This is a genomic window from Desulfosarcina ovata subsp. ovata, assembly GCF_009689005.1.
Taxonomy (GTDB): Bacteria; Desulfobacterota; Desulfobacteria; order Desulfobacterales; family Desulfosarcinaceae; genus Desulfosarcina; species Desulfosarcina ovata.
On sequence record NZ_AP021879.1, the window covers coordinates 7,090,512 to 7,107,368 of the forward strand.

The window sequence follows — 16,857 nt, forward strand, 5'->3', positions numbered from 1 at the left end:
AGTCAATGGTCGACGGGGCCATTTCCATTCGCGTTTTTTGAATACACGTCTTGACCCTGTGCCTGATTTGCCCGATTTCAGATCGATTTGACATTGCAACGGAGAACAATGAATTTTACTCAGAATAAAGTTGATGTCGCCATCCCTTACAGTCGGCTGCGCGTCAGTTTGAATCCGGTCACTTTGGTGTTCACGGGGGACCACCAACCTCTGGAGAAACCGTTTCGAGCGGCCTATTTCGCCAATTCGCTGGATCATGTGAGGCGGTGTAAACTTTACGCAATTCTTTTTTTCAGCATTTTCGGCATTCTTGACGCCTATGTGTTTCCGGATCAGAAGTTTGAATTGTGGTTTATCCGGTATCTGCTGGTCTGTCCCGTATTTGTCGCCGGATTGATTTTTTCCTACACCCGGATTTACCAGCGCTTATGGCAACCGATCAATGCCCTCTATATTATTGCAACCGGTTTTGCCTATGTGGCCATGGTGGTGATTACCCCGACGCCAGAGTCCTTTTTTTATGGGGTGGGAACCATTTTCTGTGTGTTTTTTGGATACACCTTTATTCATGCCCGGTTTATTACCGCTTCCATTGCAGGTCTGCTGGTGATCGCCGGCTATCAGGCTGCATTGATTCTGTTGCTGGACGCCAGTGCCGTGGTGCAATTGATATCCGGTGCCCATTTTTTTGGTATTAACTGTCTGGGGATGCTCATTTGCTATTCCATTGAAACCCAGCAGCGCAAAAGCTTTTACCTCAACTATTTGTTGAACAAGGAGAAGGAAAAAACCGAGGATATCAACCGCAACCTGGAAAAACGGGTTGAGGAGCGTACCGAGGCACTTCAGCAGATCAATCAGGATCTGAACCGGGAAATCCTTGAACGGAAACAGGCCGAACAGCGGGTTCGCAGCAGTCATGAACAGCTTGAATCGATCATCGACAGCATTGATGCCAATATCTTTGTGACCGACATCAAGACCAGCGGAATCTTGCTGGCCAACCGGCACATGAAACAGACGTTCGGCGAGGATATTGTGGGCCAGCCCTGTTATGCGGTGGTCCAAGGACGGGATCAATCCTGCGGCCGTTGTAAAAATCAGTTTTTGCTGAATGAAGACGGCAATTCAACGGAACACCACTCCTGGGAGGAGAAAAACCCCATTAACGGTCGCTGGTACATCGTTTATGCCCGGGCCATCGTCTGGGAGGACGGCCGTCTGGTCCAGCTCCAGATTTCAACGGACATTACCGCAATGAAAGAGATGGAAGCCCGTCTTCAGCGAGCCAGCAAAATGGAGGCCATTGGCACGCTGGCCGGGGGCGTTGCGCATGATTTGAACAACATTCTGTCGGGCTTGGTTGGCTACCCGGAGCTTTTGCTCATGGATATGCCCAAAGACAGCGAACTGTATGTTATCATTGATACGATAAAGAAGTCCGGTGAAAAAGCGGCCGCCATTGTACAGGACCTGTTGACCTTGGCACGGCGCGGCGTTGCCGTTACCGATGTGATTCAGCCGAACCGGATCGTTCGGGATTATCTTGGTAGCCCGGAATTGGCCCGCCTCAAATCGGTTCATCCCCAGGTTGTGATCTGCTCAGCATTGCCAACGGCGGTATTCAACATTGTCGGATCGACTGTTCATCTTGGTAAAAGCATCATGAACCTGGTAACCAATGCGGCTGAGGCTATGCCCCATGGTGGAGAAGTCTCCCTGAGCACGGAAAACTGTTATCTGGACCGTCCGTTGCATGGGTTTGAGACGGTTCCCGAGGGCGAATATGTGCGACTGCGGGTGGCTGACACGGGCATCGGGATTGCAGCCCAGGACCTGGAACGGATTTTCGAGCCTTTTTACACCAAAAAGAAAATGGGACGCAGCGGTACCGGTTTGGGGATGGCCGTGGTCTGGGGGACGGTCAAAGACCATGGCGGTTATATCGATGCGCGCAGCATCGAGGGGCAGGGGACCATTTTCGATCTTTATTTCCCCATTACCCGAAAGAGTCTGGAGACCGAGGATACTGTCGTACCCATCGAACAATACATGGGAAACAAAGAGATGGTGCTTGTGGTCGACGATATCAAAGAACAGCGTGACCTGGCGTCGTTTATGCTGAAGCGGCTGAATTACCGGGTGGCTACGGTTGCCAGTGGCGCGGACGCGATTGATTATATTCGGAAGCAACCGGTGGATATTCTGATTTTGGATATGATTATGGACCCGGATATGGATGGGTTGGAGACCTATCGTCAGATTCTTCGTGTCGTGCCCGGCCAGAAAGCGATTATTGCCAGCGGTTTTTCCGAGTCCGAACGGGTTTTGGAGGCCCAGCAGCTTGGTGCGGGGCCATACATCCGGAAACCGTATCGCATGGAACAGATCGGCCTGGCACTTAAGGAACAGATGTTGTCAGATCCCACCGGTAAATTATTCGATGCCTCGAGTTCCGGTTGATACGAGGAATCCACCCCTTTTCGCCACAACCGATTGAATGGGCCGAATGCCCCCCCCTCAATATTACCGTTTGGTAATCGTTCCGTCATCTTATCGTAACTGATCAGGATTATGATACGGAAACAAATTAATTGGTTTGTGTCATTCGTTTTGTAAAATATAATATGTTAATGTTCAAGGAGGCCGGTGATGATCAAATCCAAAAGGAAGTCAATTGCAATCAGAGTTCTACCATTGGTTGTTGCCCTCGCCATGATTTCATGGAACACATTGCTCTCTGCCGGGAATGTTTACGCATTTTCGGCGCCAGAAAGTTTCAGCCAACTCGCCGAAAGCGCCAAGCCCGGTGTGGTGAATATCCGGACCGTGAAAACCATTAAGGGCGGTAGCCCGGTTTTCCGGCATTTTTTTGGCAGTCCCTTTGGTAACAAACGCAACCCGTTTGATGAGTTTTTTGGGCCGTTTCAGGGAAACGGCCAACAGCGGGATTTCAAACAGCGCAGTCTGGGGTCTGGTTTTCTTATTGACAAAGACGGGTACATCGTTACCAACAATCATGTGATTGAGGATGCGGATCAGATCAAGGTCATCCTGGCCGACGATAAGGAGTTCGATGCCGAGTTGGTCGGGCGGGACTCGAAAACAGACCTGGCCCTGATCCATATCAAAGGCGCTAAAAATCTCGATCCCCTGGAACTGGGAGATTCGGACGACCTGAAAGTCGGCACCTGGGTGGTCGCCATCGGCAGCCCGTTTGGTCTGGAGCAGACCGTTACGGCCGGGATTGTCAGCGCCAAAGGCCGTATCATCGGATCGGGTCCGTACGATGATTTTATCCAGACCGACGCTTCCATCAATCCGGGGAATAGTGGTGGACCACTGCTCAACATGGATGGCGAAGTGGTGGGCATCAATACTGCCATCATCGCCAGCGGCCAGGGAATCGGATTTGCCATCCCCATCAACTTGGCCAGGGGGATTATCGACCAACTGAAAGACAAAGGGGAAGTCACCCGCGGCTGGCTGGGGGTGGGGATCCAGGATTTGACGCCTGAACTGGCCGAATACTATGGGCTCAAGGCGAAAGAGGGCGTGCTGGTGACCCAGGTCTTTGATGGGGATCCGGCCGGCAAGGCCGGCATCCAGGTGAATGACGTTATCCTCTCGGTGGATGGCAAGCGTGTTGCCACCGGCCGGGAACTTTCCTCGGTGATTGCCAATACGGCGGTGGGCCACAAGACAGCTATCGAATTGATCCGCGACGGCCGTCCCAAATCCCTGACCGTGACCCTGGCCAAACGGGACGACGATGACAAGGGGTTGACAACCCAGAGCCGTGACAGCGAGGAGATGGGAATCGACGTGACCGATCTGGATTCTGATCTTGCCCGGCGGTTCGGTATCGATGGTAAAGAGAACGGCGTGCTGGTCACCGATATCAAGGAAGACAGCCTGGCTCAAGAGGCCGATATCAGGCCGGGTGACATTATCAAAGAGATCAACCGCGCTGTTGTCAAAGACCGCAACGATTTTATCGACCTGATGAAAAAGAACAAAGACAAGGCATCCATCCAACTGCTGATCAAGCGGCGTAATGCGGGGTATCTGGTGGTCAAGATCGAACGCAAATAACAATCGGCGGTAATTACCGGCAATGCGACCGGACCGCCGGCCCTTTGTATTCATCGGGAACCCGGAAACCCGGCGTGTTTCTTCTATTGCAATTATCAGATCTTTAGCTATTGTATAGGAGAGCTGGTGGAGTCATATCCCTTGTGGAGCGTTAAAGGACGTGGAACACCCTTTAACCCGGTTTTGGGTCCCTACAAAGGCCGCCCGGCCTTCCCATAAACCTTTGGCTCCACCAGCTTTTTTTAGCTTCAGTTTTGCTGCAGAGCCAATTTGTGGTCAGCAGATCAGGACCATTCCGGCAATGGATCCCGTGGGGCCATCGTCGGAATGGTTGTTGTCCCCGATGCGGTGCTGCGGCCATCCCAGGGCAGCCATCAATCCGAACACATCGATTCCATATCCGCTCATGGAGGGCCTGGCCTCGGCCGGGTAGCGGCAGGGTTCATTTTCCTGAACCACCCGGCACGATGGATGGTCCGTGCAGAACAGTTCTTTGCAGGACCCGCCGGCGAACGCGCAGGCATCTTTGCATCCCCGGGCAACGGCGGCCTGTTCGATGGTCGCCGCGATCCGATGCAGCGTCCTGAAAATGTCCGGCCTTGCCGCCCCCATCAGATCCGCTGCCCGTACATCGATTTTGAAAACAATCGCATGCTCAAACCGGGTCAGTTGCTCCCGGAAGCGTTGGGGACCGCCAACATGGGGGGGACAGCTGGCGGCCAGGCCATAATTGGGGCATCCCGGTGGCTTGCACAGGTCGGCCAGGTGGTCTTTCACCGGTATCGACGGACACCGGATGACGGCGGCGGCGCTGGCGCCATGATCGTATGCCAGCTGTGTCAGCGCTTTTAACAGGTTCGATATATTTTGCGGCGGATGGTCGATTCCGGTGGTGGCTTGTGTTTTCATTGATGGAGGCGTCGTTTCAACTCGGTTTGCGGGATTGATACAGCTCATCCAGTATTTTTTTCAGGTAACTGCCCCGGGTTTTGAGAATCTTTGACCCACGGGTGATCTTGCAAAGACTGATTTTGTGCTCAGCGGCAATTTTGCGCTGGGTTTTGCCTTCGTAAAGATCTTTGAGCAACTGCCAGCGCAGACTCAGGGTATTGATCTCGTTGGCCGTGAATATTTCCCGGAACAGCACTTCCATTTTGTTGCGGTCGGTGGTGCGGGCAAAGATTTCGATGAGTTCGTCGGTTGTGTCGTCCATGGGGCTGGTCTTGTTGGCTGAAAAACCGAGTTCCGGTTTCAACCCTTTGACGTTATAAGGAAAAAGGGCTTGCTTTTTTATTGTGCCTAGGAACATAGATAAAAGCCGGAGGAAAAGAAAGGAAAAAAATGATGAAAACGATATCCGCAGGTTTGGTGTTTCTGCTGGTTTAAATGATGGCAATGGTGGCCACACCGCTTTTTGCCGCTTCGCCCATGCTCAAAGGATTGTCCGGTGATTTACAGTGCCGTTACCGATCCGGTGGGTGCGGGCCTGATCCGCTCCACCGCGTCGGGTGAGAAAAACGTCACCGGCATTTCGGATATGACCCCGGTCAAGGCTCAGATCGAACTGCTCAATTTGTCGGTATGAAGTGGGCCTTCAGGACTACATCGATGCCCGGTCCGAGGGGGATATTCTGATTGTGCTGCACCAGATGGGCAATCACGGTGAATCCCTGCACGCCACCATGCGGGTGACCGTGGTCATCGGCGATCCCGGCGGGCCGCTGGGGCCCTTGAACCGGTCGAAGATCCCGCCGGGCAGGGCGAACCAGTAGTCGCTTTTCCAGAAGGGCGCCAAAAATCCCGTCAGGGTCAGGCGGATGTGCATCAACGATTGCTGACAGGCATTTTTGTTGAGGTTTTCCACCCCTTTTTTGATGGCTTTGATTTTATGGGCGCTGAGGGTGTCGATGCGGATGGTCCAGAAGCATTTTTCCTTGGCCTCCGACGCTACCAGCTGCCGCAGGGAAAGTGAGGTGGCCTGATACCAGGGCGCATCGTCGATAGCGAGTACCTTGTTCACCGTGTCGCCTTTAAACCGGCCACGGATGGTGATGGCTGCACCAACCCGCTCGGCGATCAATGCCGTCCGGCCGTTGTCGGCGGCCACACGCCAGCGACGGGTATCGTAGTCCGGCCCGGTGGCGGTCACATACCGTTCGCCGGGCGAGGTGTAAGTGAGGATCATTGGGTCGCCTTTGCTCAGGCGCCATTCCACTGTTTTGACGGATTTCCCGGTGATTTCCCGGTAGTGGTGCACTTCTTCCGGGCCGATTGCGGATGCGGTAGCCATCGCCTGCCATAAACCGGCAACCAGGAAGATGATCCCCAACCCTTTCCCAACCCAACGGCCTCCTGTTTGAATGTTTACCATGGCCGCCAGCTATCACATCCTCTCTTTTTTTTGAAGTCGATCGATTCGATTTGTCGTCATTCTAACAATTTTCTAACATTTCTTGAGTAGTTGTGCGTGTTGGCGTTTGAGCGAATGGACGCATTAAACAGGCAGGGGGTCGACCCATGGAGGCGATGCGCGCGACAAACAGGGATGCGATGAGTGAGCTGGCCGAAGAGTTGACCGAGCCGTGGCCGGTACCGGATGTCAATAGTGAAGTGGCCGATGACAAGCCCGGCCGGTTTCTTAACCGGGAACTTTCCTGGCTGGAATTCAACCGTCGGGTTTACGAAGAGGCCATGAACCCGGCCCATCCCCTGCTCGAGCGGTTGCGCTTCCTCTCTATTTCCGCCAGCAATCTGGATGAATTCTACATGGTGCGCGTGGCCGGTCTCAAAGGGCAGGTGGCATCACGGGTTCGCGGTGTCAACCCGGATCGGCTCACGCCGGCCCAGCAACTGCGGGCCATTGCCGCCAAGGTCAATGAACTGGCCGCCGACCAGCACCGCTGCCTGGAACGACTGTTGGAGGATATGCGCGACGCCGGGATTCATCTGGTTGGACCGGATGGCCTTTCGGAGACCGACCGGAAATGGCTGGGCACTTTGTTTCGACAGAACATTTTCCCGATTCTTTGTCCCATTGCCGTGGACCCGGCCCATCCATTCCCGTTTATTCCCAACCTTGGATTCGGACTGGTGCTCGAGCTGGCCGGTGATGCGGATAGTGAAAACATGGTTGCCCTGGTGATTCTGCCCTCCCAGCTCGATCGGTTCATCCGGCTGCCCGGAAAGACCATCCGCTTCATCGCCCTGGAAAACGTGGTGCTGATGTTTCTCGATCTGCTTTTCCCTTCCTTCAGCCTGGTCTCCAGCGGCACTTTCCGGGTGATCCGGGACAGTGAGATGGAGATCGACGAAGAGGCCGAAGACTTGGTCCGCACCTTTGAAAGTGCCCTGAAACGGCGGCGACGGGGCAGTGTGGTGCGCCTCACCGTGGATGACAACATATCCGACGATCTGCTTTACTTCATCCAGGCCCAACTGGATATCTCCACCCACGATGTCTTTTGTTTTCATGGCATGATCGGCCTTTCCGATATTGCCGAACTGGTTATCGATGATCGACCGGATCTGCTCTTCCATCCCTATCGGGCACGTTTTCCCGGGCGGATCCGGGATTACGGTGGCGATTGCCTGGCGGCGATCCAGGCCAAGGATATTCTGGTGCATCATCCTTACGAAAGCTTTGACGTGGTGGTGCAGTTCCTGCGGCAGGCCAGTCAGGACAAGAACGTGGTGGCCATCCGCCAGACCCTGTACCGCACCAGCGAGGATTCGCCCATCGTTCAGGCCCTGGTGGAGGCTGCCGAGGCGGGAAAGAGCGTCACCGCCATGGTGGAACTCAAGGCCCGTTTCGATGAAGAGGCCAATATCGGCATCGCCCGCAAGCTGGAGCGCAGCGGCGCCCAGGTGGTGTTCGGTTTCATCGAGTACAAGACCCACGCCAAGCTCTCCCTGGTGGTTCGCCGGGAAGGCGGGCGCCTGCGTTCCTATGCCCACCTGGGAACGGGCAACTACCACCCGGTAACGGCCAAGATCTACACCGATCTCTCCTTTTTTACCTGCGACCCGGTCATCTGCGACGACGTGCTGCAGGTTTTCAACTACATGACCGGCTACGCCAAGCCCATGAACCTGAAAAAGGTGGTGATTTCGCCCTTGTCTCTGCGGGCATTTATTCTGGAGCAGATCAACAACGAGATCGAACATGCCAAAGCCGATCGTCCGGGGGGAATCTGGATCAAGGTCAACTCATTGGTGGATGCCGAAGTGATTGACGCCCTTTACGCGGCTTCCCGGGTCGGGGTGAAGATCAAGATCGTCGCCCGGGGAATCTGCAACCTGCGGCCCGGGGTTCCCGGTTTGAGCGAGAACATCGAAGTTAAATCCATTGTCGGCCGCTTCCTCGAACATTCCCGGATTGCCTGTTTCGGCAACGGCTTCGAGTTGCCCTCCAGCAAGGCCAAGGTGTTCATCTCTTCCGCGGACTGGATGCCGCGAAATATCGATCGTCGTATCGAAGCCATGGTCCCTATCGAAAACCCCACGGTCCATCGGCAGGTACTGGACCAGATCATGGTTGCCAACCTGCGGGACAACGAGCAGAGCTGGACCCTGCAGCCGGACGGCAGTTACCGGCGTTGTTCGCCGGAGCCGGAAGCGTTCAACGCCCACCAGTTTTTCATGACCAATCCCAGCCTGTCGGGGCGGGGCTCTGCTCTCGGGACGAACGGCCAGATGAAAAAGAAGAGAAAAAACAAACCTAAGAAAGTGAACTGATCCCATTTCGGGCATGCCATGAAAACCCTCCATATCATGCGCCACGCCAAATCGAGCTGGAAGGATGCCGGGCTGAAAGACCATCAGCGGCCATTGAACAAACGCGGCAAACGGGCCGCCGCCGATATGGGGGAGCGGTTCCGGGGCCAGGGGATGGCCCCGGATCTGTTGCTCAGCAGTGATGCCCGCCGAGCCATGGACACAGCAGAAATCATCTGCCATGCCCTGGATCTGGCGCCATCCATCATCATTGCCGACTCCCTCCTTTATTTGGCATCGGCGAATCGGATTGAGAAGATGGTCCGTAAGCTGGACGATTGTTGGTGCCGGGTGATCCTTTTCGGCCACAACCCCGGTCTGACCGAATTGGTCAACCGCTTCTATCCTACACCGATTGCCAACTTGCCCACAGCGGGCGTTGTGGGATTGACCTTCGACATCCGACGCTGGCGAGACCTTCGACGAAAGCGGCTGGTCAGGAGCGTTTTCGATTTTCCCAAGAACAAGGCTGATGCCTAAAACCATCGTGACCGTGTTGCGAATACGCGGTGGGATAGTTAGGTTAAGCCTTGTCGAAAGCGTTACATCTACCCAAGGAGGCGGTTGATGGATAAGAAACTCAAAAAGAAATCACTTTGCAAGTGGGATAAGAGCGATGCCCAAGAGAGCTGGGCGGAGTTTTCCGGTCTGGTGGGCAAATCCAAGTTCGTGTGCGGCAAGTGCTTGCGGTCAGCCAAACTGAAGGGCATGCTGTGCAAACCGGAAAAACTTGCCAAACCGGCGTGATTCTCAAAAACGGTTCCGGTCCCACGCGGATGCGTGGGATCGATTATCCCTCATCCGAACATTTCTCATCCTGCATATCCACATTTTCCGGCACCTTCAGAATCAGGGCGCCCAATCCGGCGTGTTTGACCTGTATTGCGGCCTGGCGGTGGTCGACCCACATCCGCCGGCGCATGGCCTTCTCGGGGTAGTCATCCAACATCGCGTTTACCGTCATCAGGTACACGGTGACATCACAGATACCGCCCCACTTGGCGAAACGATACATTCCCACGGGCGTCGGCTGCAGTGACCCGCGGATACCGGCCTCTTCGAAGGCCTCGTTGTGAACGGTCTGCTCGGCCGTGAATCCCGGGTCGATCAGCCCTTTGGGAATGGTCAGGTTTTTGCCGCTGCTGGTGGTGATCAGCAGTACATCGATACGGTCGCCGACCGGCCGCCAGGCAATGGCTCCGGCCTGGATGAAACACGGGTTCATGGGGCGCTGCCCCGGGGTATGCCATTCACGGCAAGGTGCTTGTTTTTGTACCGCTTATCCTCGGTGACATCGGTGCCGAACCACTCCGGCGGTGAAAAAGCCCGGCTGGCCCCTTCCGAAGGAAATTCAACCTCGACCAGGAGCAGGCCTTGGAGCGCTCCGGCAAAGCGGTCCACTTCGGCGGTATATTCGCCCTGCGGCAGATGGTAGCGGGTTTTGCTCACCCGGCGCCCTTCGGTATGGGGCCATAACTGTTCGAACTGCGCCTGGGAGATCTCGATCTCGATCTCGGTCCGGCGCAGACCCTCTCCCATTTTGATGGTCTGGAAAAACCGGGCTCCTTTCTGGCGGATGCGCAATTCGGTGCCATCGGCGGAGATGATCAGGTAGCCCTGGCGAATGGATACGCCGGACGCGTTGTCAAGGCTTTCGGGCAGGTGTCGGACCAGAAATTTACGCTCGATTTCAATTCCCATGGGGACTCGCTTTCAAAATGGTGGTTTCGATTTCACTCCACAATTTTTTAAATGCCATGGACGCCGCCGCCGCCGGGTGGCGATGGGTCAAGGGCTCCCGGTAGAAGCCCATCTTCTCCACATCGGCACTGAAGGGGATGTAGGTGCGCAGCAGGTTGTTTGTGCCGGTCATGATTTCACGAATCGACTGGCGGTGCATCTGTTTGCGGGGTTCCACCATGGAGAGGAAGGGGTGCAGTTTATTTAGACTCAGATCGTTCTGGACGAAAAAGTCGTGCAGCTTGCCATAGGTAAGGATAGAAAGGGTCGTTGGGATCAGCGGCACGAGGATCAGATCGGCGGCATGGAAGATATTCTCGCTGACCAGGGTGATATTGGGCGGGCAGTCGAGAAAGATGCAATCGTAACTGGCTTGGCTATCGCCCAGCAGGCGCCTCAGACGGGTGCGTGATTTGGCCGTTCCGCTGAGCAGGATGTCGAGATTCCGGTAGGAGAGGTCCGCGGGGAGCAGGTCGAGTCCCGGGAAGTCGGTGCCGCGGATCGCCTTGTCGATGCGTTTGCCGCCTTTGATGAATTTCAAGCTGCTGTATTTCGCCTTGGGCTGGATACGGTAGTAAAAGGAGGCCGAGCCCTGGGGGTCGAGGTCGCAGAGCAGTACTTTTTTGCGACTGTTGGCGGCCAGATGGGCCAGGTTGACACAGGTCGCTGTTTTCCCGACGCCGCCTTTGATGCTGTAGATGGCGATTGTTTTCAAATGCAACTCCTGTCGATGAATCCGTCTGAAAGAATGCGCTGTGGTATCCGCCTAACCGGTGGAAAGCGATTTGAAACGGTTGCGGTTTCCCGGTGCGTTGAATGCGGCAAACACCCCCAGGAAGCGGTCACGAACGGATTTTTGATCCATGGCCAGGTGGGTGATCAAACCGCCGGTGGCCGCCGACAGAATCACCACCTGTGCCGAACGCGGCCTGACAGACGACAGGTGCTGCATCAAAAAATCCTGCTGAACCGAGAGGTCGTTGAAATCCCCCAGGTTCTCTTGGAGCTGTTTGAGCTGCTTGATGAGTTTTTTCATCTCATCCGGTGGGAAGAGGGACGTGAAGAACTCCAGCAGGTAGCGCAGTTTTTTACAATCGATGCGCAGTTCATGGAGCCGTTCATCCGGCGTGTCAGCCTTGATCCGGCTGCCTTTTTTTACCACCCGGCGCCATCGTTTGTAGATGGCCGCCTTGGCGATCTCACCGATGGGCATGGCGGCTGCCGGGGCATCGGGATCCTCTGGCGTGTCGGTGGCCACGAATTCATCCAGACCGGCCATGGCGGCGGCAAAGTCGGGTGTGTCCATGGCCTTGAGCATGTGGTTTCTGGCGGTTCGGCGTTTGCGCTTGAGTGTCTGAAAGAGTTGCTTCACGCCCGGTTGCAGAAACGGGGGCACCTGGTTGGTGTAGGTTTCCTCCTTGAGCAGATAGACATCCAGATCCCGAACCGGCCCGGTGATTGTGCCCATGGCCTTCAGCTGCCCTTGCAGGCGAGCCGTGGTATCGGCAGAGAGGACGCCCTTGATCTGGCCGAGCAGGCTGCGTGCCCGGCGTACCGATACGCGCAGGTCATGCAAAAACTCACTGTCAATATCGTCACGCACGCCGGGAAGGTTGGCGTGCATGACCGAAACCAGGTTCTCCATAATTCGGCGAACCGCTTCTGCGGCCGGCATTTCCGGTTGGAGGGAGACCCGTACCTTGGACGAATAGGTGCCAGGTGAGGCGCCGCTTTGCAGGAGAAGGGCCGGCACCGCCGATTCCTCGGTTTCGGTAAGGGCCAGCTTTCCGGCAATCGATCGGACGGCCCGCGCCTCCCTGGCATACCCCCGCACCGGTTCCATGAAGCAGCGTCGTTGGGTGATGGCGGCGTCCGTTACCTCCAGGGATTCGACGTTCAGCCGCACGACCGTTTTCTCATCGTTGTTGCGCACGGCGATATGGCGGTATTCCGCCTGAATGGCCAACACGGGCAGGAGGGCGCGCATCTCCAGGATACCTTTAAGCCGATCGGTCAATTCAGAGGCCGAGAATTCCCAGTGAAACCGCCTGGGCTTGTCGCCTTCCACATGGATACGGGCGATCGCCAGATCGGTATTGATGTCAATGAGGGTATATTGGCGGGCCTGTTTGAGCAGCAACCAGCCATTGTTGTACAACCGCCAGTCAAACGTGTCCCAGACGTCGAGAGTGGCCGTTTCGATGGTTTCGTCCAATGAAGCAAATGCCTGACCCAAATCGGTTTTGACGGCCTCAACGGTATCTTCCGTCGGAATTTGGTAGCAGCGTCTTTTCATGGGTATTTTCTCCCGTGCCGGCGGCAGGCCGGATGACGTAATCAATTTGGGAATGCCGGGGAATCTTGTCCTGAAAAGACGCTGATACCACAACGGCGGTAAGGAAACAACGCGAGGCCATGGCGGATCAAGAAATTGGTAGCGTCTTACCCTCCCGGCGGCTGGTTGCGCTTGCGATACATCAGCCGCACCAGACCGTCGGCCAGGCCGACCTGGGGGACCGAAAGAGTATGAATCCCGCCCCACTTCATGACCGATATGTAGATCTTCAGGGCGGGCATGATGACATCGGCACGGTCGGGCTTGAGGCCGAGCTTGGTGATGCGGTCTTCATAGGAAAAGAATTTGAGATACCCCCGGACCTTTTTCATCTTTCCCAGGGTGATCGAGCGCCCGTCGGTGCATTTGGCCAGCTTGATGAGTTTGTTGATATTGCCGCCACTGCCAACGGCATCGATACTGGTGAAATCGCGGGTATGATCACGGATCCATCGCTTCATCGCCTTCCACTGGGATGGACTTACCAGATTTTCGAGCAGGCGGATCGTACCGATGCCAAACGAGTGGGAAACGGTCTTTCCGTTGGCGAAGATCGTAATTTCCGTGCTGCCGCCTCCCACGTCCACAAACAGCCAGGCCCCGCCTTCGGGCAGGTGTCCCCAGGGGTTGTTGGCAAAGATCGTCCGGGCTTCCTCTTTGCCGCTGATGATGCGAATGTCCACACCGGTTTTGGCCCGGATCCGCTTGCGGATTTTGTTTCCATTGGCGGCCTCGCGCATGGCCGAGGTGGCGCAGGCCTGAAAGTCAAGTGGCCGGTAGGCTTTAACCAGTTGTTTGAACCCCTGGATGGTCTGGGTCAGGCGCTTGGCGTTGCCCTTGGAAATTTTTTCGCGGATAAAGGCGTCGCTGCCCAGCCGCACCGGCATGCGGATCAGTGAAATCTTGCGAAAATAAGGGCCGCTGTCGGTCTCGAAGGCCTCGCTCAACAGCAGGCGCACGGCATTGGAACCGATATCGATGGCGGCGTATCGTTCGCTGGCAATCATGGGCAAGAGCCTTTCAAGGGACGAAACACAATCATAGGGGTATGCATACCGATGACGGCAGACCTGAATCCTCCCCGCCCCAGTTGGCCATATACAGCTGATAGGCCCTGCTCTTGGGGCGCCGGGGTTTGATTTCAAATCGCAGATAATTGATCAACTGCTTCAGTTGGCGTGAATACTGCTCACCACAAAGGCGGTCTTTTTCGGTGTGCCGGTGGGTATGGTAAAAGATTCGTTCGGCGGCCGTGGCTTCATCGATGGCCAGTGCAATGACTTCAAGAATATCTTTGTTTCTGGCCGCTTCGACAAACTCGTCAATATCACAATTTTCCGAAATCATTATCTTTCCCTTAGCTTGAGAATAGTTTCAGGTCGCCCTTGCGAGAGCATCCCGAAAGGGGCAATCGAGCGGAGTGACCAAACCACCGTGTCCCTCTGGTAACGCCCGATTGTTAGGATCGTGTTAGGGCCCCTAAAAAAGGAACCGGCCAGTGCCTGTCCGGAAACCGGCCGATCGGGTCGAGATCAGGGCCTTCGAGGAATTTTACCCCATTTTTACACGCGGTTGTCACAGTGTTTCCGTTCTAAAGACTTAAAGACCTAATTTGCATGGCGTTGCAAAGATTGAAGAGGGCCTTCAACCCAGAATGCCCGCCAACTCAAGTTTTTCTTAAAAAGACGGATAGACTTTTTAATAAGAATAGCCTCGCCCTTTGGATCGGCGGCGAAGAGGTCGGCATGAAAAATAACCGTTTGTCGATGACATTTGCTCTGGTTTTGCTATTGATGCAGACTCTTACAGTTTTGGCCCAGGACGATCCCGTCAAAATTGGTTTGAACTATTCCAAAACCGGACCCTATGCCAAGCAGGGATTGGACCAGTGGCGCGCCAGTCAGTTGGCAGTAAACGAAATTAATACGTGCGGTGGTATTTTGGGGCGGCCGGTTGAGATCGTTGTAAGAGATTCAAAGTCACAAGTGGATCTGACCATTCGCAATGTCAATCATTTAATCGATGTGGAGAAAGTAAAGATGGTGTTTGGCGGCTCGGCCAGCAGCGTCGCCATCGCCGCCGGCAAGATTTGCCAGGATAAAGGCATTCTGTTTTTCGGGACCCTGACTTACTCTACCGAAACCACGGGGAAAGAGGCCAAACGGCATGTCTTCCGGGAGTGCTACAATTCCTGGATGGGCGCCAAGGCAATCGCCTCCTTTTTAAACAAAAAATACGCAGGCAAAAAATATTTTTACCTGACTGCGAATTATACATGGGGGGTGACGACGGAGCAATCGGTACGGCGTTTCAGCCGGACTGAGGATCGCAGCGTGCATAAGGGGGTGCTGACACCGTTCCCAAACGCTACGGAAAAGGATTTTAAAAGAGCCCTCGCCTTTGCCAAAATTGTCAAACCCGATGTCCTGGTCCTGGTTCTTTTCGGAAACGACATGTCCACTGCCATACGCATCGCCACTGCACTTGGCCTTAAGAAAAACATCCAGATGGTTGTCCCGAACCTGACATTGGGCATGGCCGAGGGCGCTGGTCCCAAGGTGATGGAGGGGGTGATTGGTGCGTTGCCCTGGACCTGGAAAGTCCCTTATAAATATGACTACCGTGAAGGCCGCCGGTTTGTGGAGGCATTTACGCATCGCTACAACCGATATCCCAGCACATCCGGTGCTTCCGCCTATACGATTTTATGGCAATACAAGGAAGCCGTTGAACGAGCCGGTACCTTCGATACCCCCGCGGTGATCAGGGCCCTGGAAGGGCACGCCTATGTGCTGTTGAAGGATCGCCAATATTGGCGATCCTTTGACCACCAGTCCGTGCAGACGGTATATGCCGTGCGTTGTAATCCCCAGGTTATCGTTCTGCGTGACAAGTTTAAGTTGGACTATTTCGAAATCCTCGCGAGTTTGTCAGGAGAGGAGGCGGTGCGCAGTCACCATCAATGGGAAGCTGTACGCCGTTCAGCAGGCAAACCCGTCCGCTTGGAGCCGCTACCGGATGAATAAGGCGATATTTCTGCACCGTTAGGGGAATCATCATGAATATGTTCAGACGGCTATCCTCAATGAGCCTTAAGTCCAAGTTAATCATCGGTTTGCTGCTGCCTTTGGTGCCGATGCTGACCATTACCTACCTCTCCTACGAATTGGCGCACGGCAATACGATAAAAAACAGCGAACGCATCATGGCGCTGATCAACAACAACGGCGCCAGACAGGTTAATGCGTTTATCCGCTTACAAGAAGAGACATTTTCAAACTGGACCCAAGATGATGTCTTCGGTCTGGCCATTGAGTTCAGAACCCTGAATGAAGTTCAGGATTACTTTAAAACCTTGATGGGCGGAAACAGCGGCTTCGACATGCTGTTGCTGGTGGATCGGCATGGTAAGGTTCTGTCGGCGGTTGATCGCCAGGAAAAGCCTCGAACAGAATTGTTCAAGGGGTCCTCCATGGATTTCGTTGCCGGTTTGGAAAACGGACCGGATCGTGCCGCCATGTATGTCAAGCGCCCTGATTTCATTCAATCCAGTTTGCCTTTTCCCCACACTTATCTGTTCCGCTTCAAAACCCGGGACTCCGAAGGAAAGAGTAACGGTTTTTTTCTGGCCTACGTCAACTGGTCGATGGTTCAGGCCAAAACGGCTGCGACAATGGATGAATACCTCGCCAATGGCATACAACAAGCCGAGGTTATCGTTGTCGACAATACCGTGGAGACGGCCTTGGCCCATTCGAGGCCGCAACAGGTGGGACGCCAGATCGACAATCACAGCGCGCTGGAAGCCTATCTGCATTCTCCTGCGGTCGAAGAGGCCGGGCCGTTTGTTTGGCAAACAGCAGCTTCTATACAACCTTCACCGATCTGATAGGGCCCCATGCATTGTTTCAAGG

At 54.8% G+C, this 16,857-nt stretch carries 17 protein-coding genes; 8 read left to right on the plus strand and 9 right to left on the minus strand.

All coding sequences use genetic code 11. The annotated features are described in order from the left end of the window. The first annotated feature begins 108 nt into the window (after positions 1-108). Both GN112_RS31055 and GN112_RS31060 read left to right on the plus strand, forming a co-directional pair. Positions 109-2,463 (plus strand): ATP-binding protein, encoded by a 2,355-nt coding sequence (locus GN112_RS31055; protein WP_155313694.1) that lies wholly within the window; start codon positions 109-111, stop codon positions 2,461-2,463. 189 nt (positions 2,464-2,652) lie between these two features. Beyond that, on the plus strand, positions 2,653-4,095 hold the full coding sequence (locus GN112_RS31060) for a DegQ family serine endoprotease (RefSeq protein ID WP_173180048.1): 1,443 nt from the start codon (positions 2,653-2,655) through the stop codon (positions 4,093-4,095). Positions 4,096-4,371: 276 nt separating this feature from the next. Here the strand turns inward: GN112_RS31060 and GN112_RS31065 are convergent, their stop codons facing one another. Both GN112_RS31065 and GN112_RS31070 read right to left on the minus strand, forming a co-directional pair. Continuing rightward, complete coding sequence (locus GN112_RS31065; RefSeq protein ID WP_162459200.1) at positions 4,372-5,004, minus strand: DUF2284 domain-containing protein; 633 nt, start codon at positions 5,002-5,004, stop codon at positions 4,372-4,374. A 16-nt stretch (positions 5,005-5,020) separates the two neighbouring features. Then, on the minus strand, positions 5,021-5,308 hold the full coding sequence (locus tag GN112_RS31070) for a Trp family transcriptional regulator (RefSeq protein ID WP_155313696.1): 288 nt from the start codon (positions 5,306-5,308) through the stop codon (positions 5,021-5,023). A gap of 201 nt (positions 5,309-5,509) precedes the next feature. Between GN112_RS31070 and GN112_RS31075 the strand changes: the two genes are divergently transcribed. After that, entirely contained in the window at positions 5,510-5,680 is a 171-nt protein-coding gene (locus GN112_RS31075) for an ABC transporter substrate binding protein (RefSeq protein WP_155313697.1), read from the plus strand. Positions 5,681-5,752: 72 nt separating this feature from the next. Here GN112_RS31075 and GN112_RS31080 read toward each other — a convergent pair whose 3' ends face one another. Next, positions 5,753-6,466, minus strand: a complete 714-nt coding sequence (locus GN112_RS31080) for a hypothetical protein (RefSeq protein ID WP_155313698.1) — start codon at positions 6,464-6,466, stop codon at positions 5,753-5,755. Positions 6,467-6,612: 146 nt separating this feature from the next. On the opposite strand from GN112_RS31080, the gene GN112_RS31085 reads away from it, so the two are divergent. The 3 genes from GN112_RS31085 to GN112_RS31095 all read left to right on the plus strand — a co-directional run bounded on the left by GN112_RS31085 (position 6,613) and on the right by GN112_RS31095 (position 9,615). Then, the gene (locus GN112_RS31085) at positions 6,613-8,829 is read left to right on the plus strand and encodes an RNA degradosome polyphosphate kinase (protein ID WP_231717185.1); all 2,217 of its coding nucleotides are present in this window, start codon (positions 6,613-6,615) and stop codon (positions 8,827-8,829) included. Positions 8,830-8,847: 18 nt separating this feature from the next. Beyond that, complete coding sequence (locus GN112_RS31090; protein WP_155313699.1) at positions 8,848-9,348, plus strand: SixA phosphatase family protein; 501 nt, start codon at positions 8,848-8,850, stop codon at positions 9,346-9,348. 87 nt (positions 9,349-9,435) lie between these two features. Continuing rightward, complete coding sequence (locus GN112_RS31095) at positions 9,436-9,615, plus strand: hypothetical protein (RefSeq protein ID WP_155313700.1); 180 nt, start codon at positions 9,436-9,438, stop codon at positions 9,613-9,615. A 43-nt stretch (positions 9,616-9,658) separates the two neighbouring features. Here the strand turns inward: GN112_RS31095 and GN112_RS31100 are convergent, their stop codons facing one another. The 6 genes from GN112_RS31100 to GN112_RS31125 all read right to left on the minus strand — a co-directional run bounded on the left by GN112_RS31100 (position 9,659) and on the right by GN112_RS31125 (position 14,290). Further along, entirely contained in the window at positions 9,659-10,093 is a 435-nt protein-coding gene (locus GN112_RS31100) for an NUDIX hydrolase (protein ID WP_155313701.1), read from the minus strand. Next, complete coding sequence (locus tag GN112_RS31105; protein ID WP_155313702.1) at positions 10,090-10,569, minus strand: CYTH domain-containing protein; 480 nt, start codon at positions 10,567-10,569, stop codon at positions 10,090-10,092. The genes GN112_RS31100 and GN112_RS31105 overlap by 4 nt, the downstream gene beginning before the upstream one ends. Then, positions 10,559-11,323 carry a ParA family protein gene (locus tag GN112_RS31110; protein WP_155313703.1) on the minus strand — a complete coding sequence of 255 codons (765 nt, stop codon included), beginning with the start codon at positions 11,321-11,323 and terminating at the stop codon, positions 10,559-10,561. The genes GN112_RS31105 and GN112_RS31110 overlap by 11 nt, the downstream gene beginning before the upstream one ends. 51 nt (positions 11,324-11,374) lie before the next feature. Beyond that, positions 11,375-12,904, minus strand: a complete 1,530-nt coding sequence (locus GN112_RS31115) for a CHAD domain-containing protein (RefSeq protein WP_155313704.1) — start codon at positions 12,902-12,904, stop codon at positions 11,375-11,377. A gap of 146 nt (positions 12,905-13,050) precedes the next feature. Beyond that, positions 13,051-13,950 carry a Ppx/GppA phosphatase family protein gene (locus GN112_RS31120; RefSeq protein WP_155313705.1) on the minus strand — a complete coding sequence of 300 codons (900 nt, stop codon included), beginning with the start codon at positions 13,948-13,950 and terminating at the stop codon, positions 13,051-13,053. Positions 13,951-13,981: 31 nt separating this feature from the next. After that, the gene (locus tag GN112_RS31125) at positions 13,982-14,290 is read right to left on the minus strand and encodes a hypothetical protein (RefSeq protein WP_155313706.1); all 309 of its coding nucleotides are present in this window, start codon (positions 14,288-14,290) and stop codon (positions 13,982-13,984) included. Between the two features lie 398 nt (positions 14,291-14,688). On the opposite strand from GN112_RS31125, the gene GN112_RS31130 reads away from it, so the two are divergent. Both GN112_RS31130 and GN112_RS31135 read left to right on the plus strand, forming a co-directional pair. After that, entirely contained in the window at positions 14,689-15,969 is a 1,281-nt protein-coding gene (locus GN112_RS31130; RefSeq protein WP_155313707.1) for a substrate-binding protein, read from the plus strand. A 179-nt stretch (positions 15,970-16,148) separates the two neighbouring features. Then, a complete protein-coding gene (locus GN112_RS31135) occupies positions 16,149-16,832 on the plus strand; it encodes a hypothetical protein (protein ID WP_155313708.1) in 684 nt (227 codons plus the stop codon). The last annotated feature ends 25 nt before the right edge of the window (positions 16,833-16,857 follow it).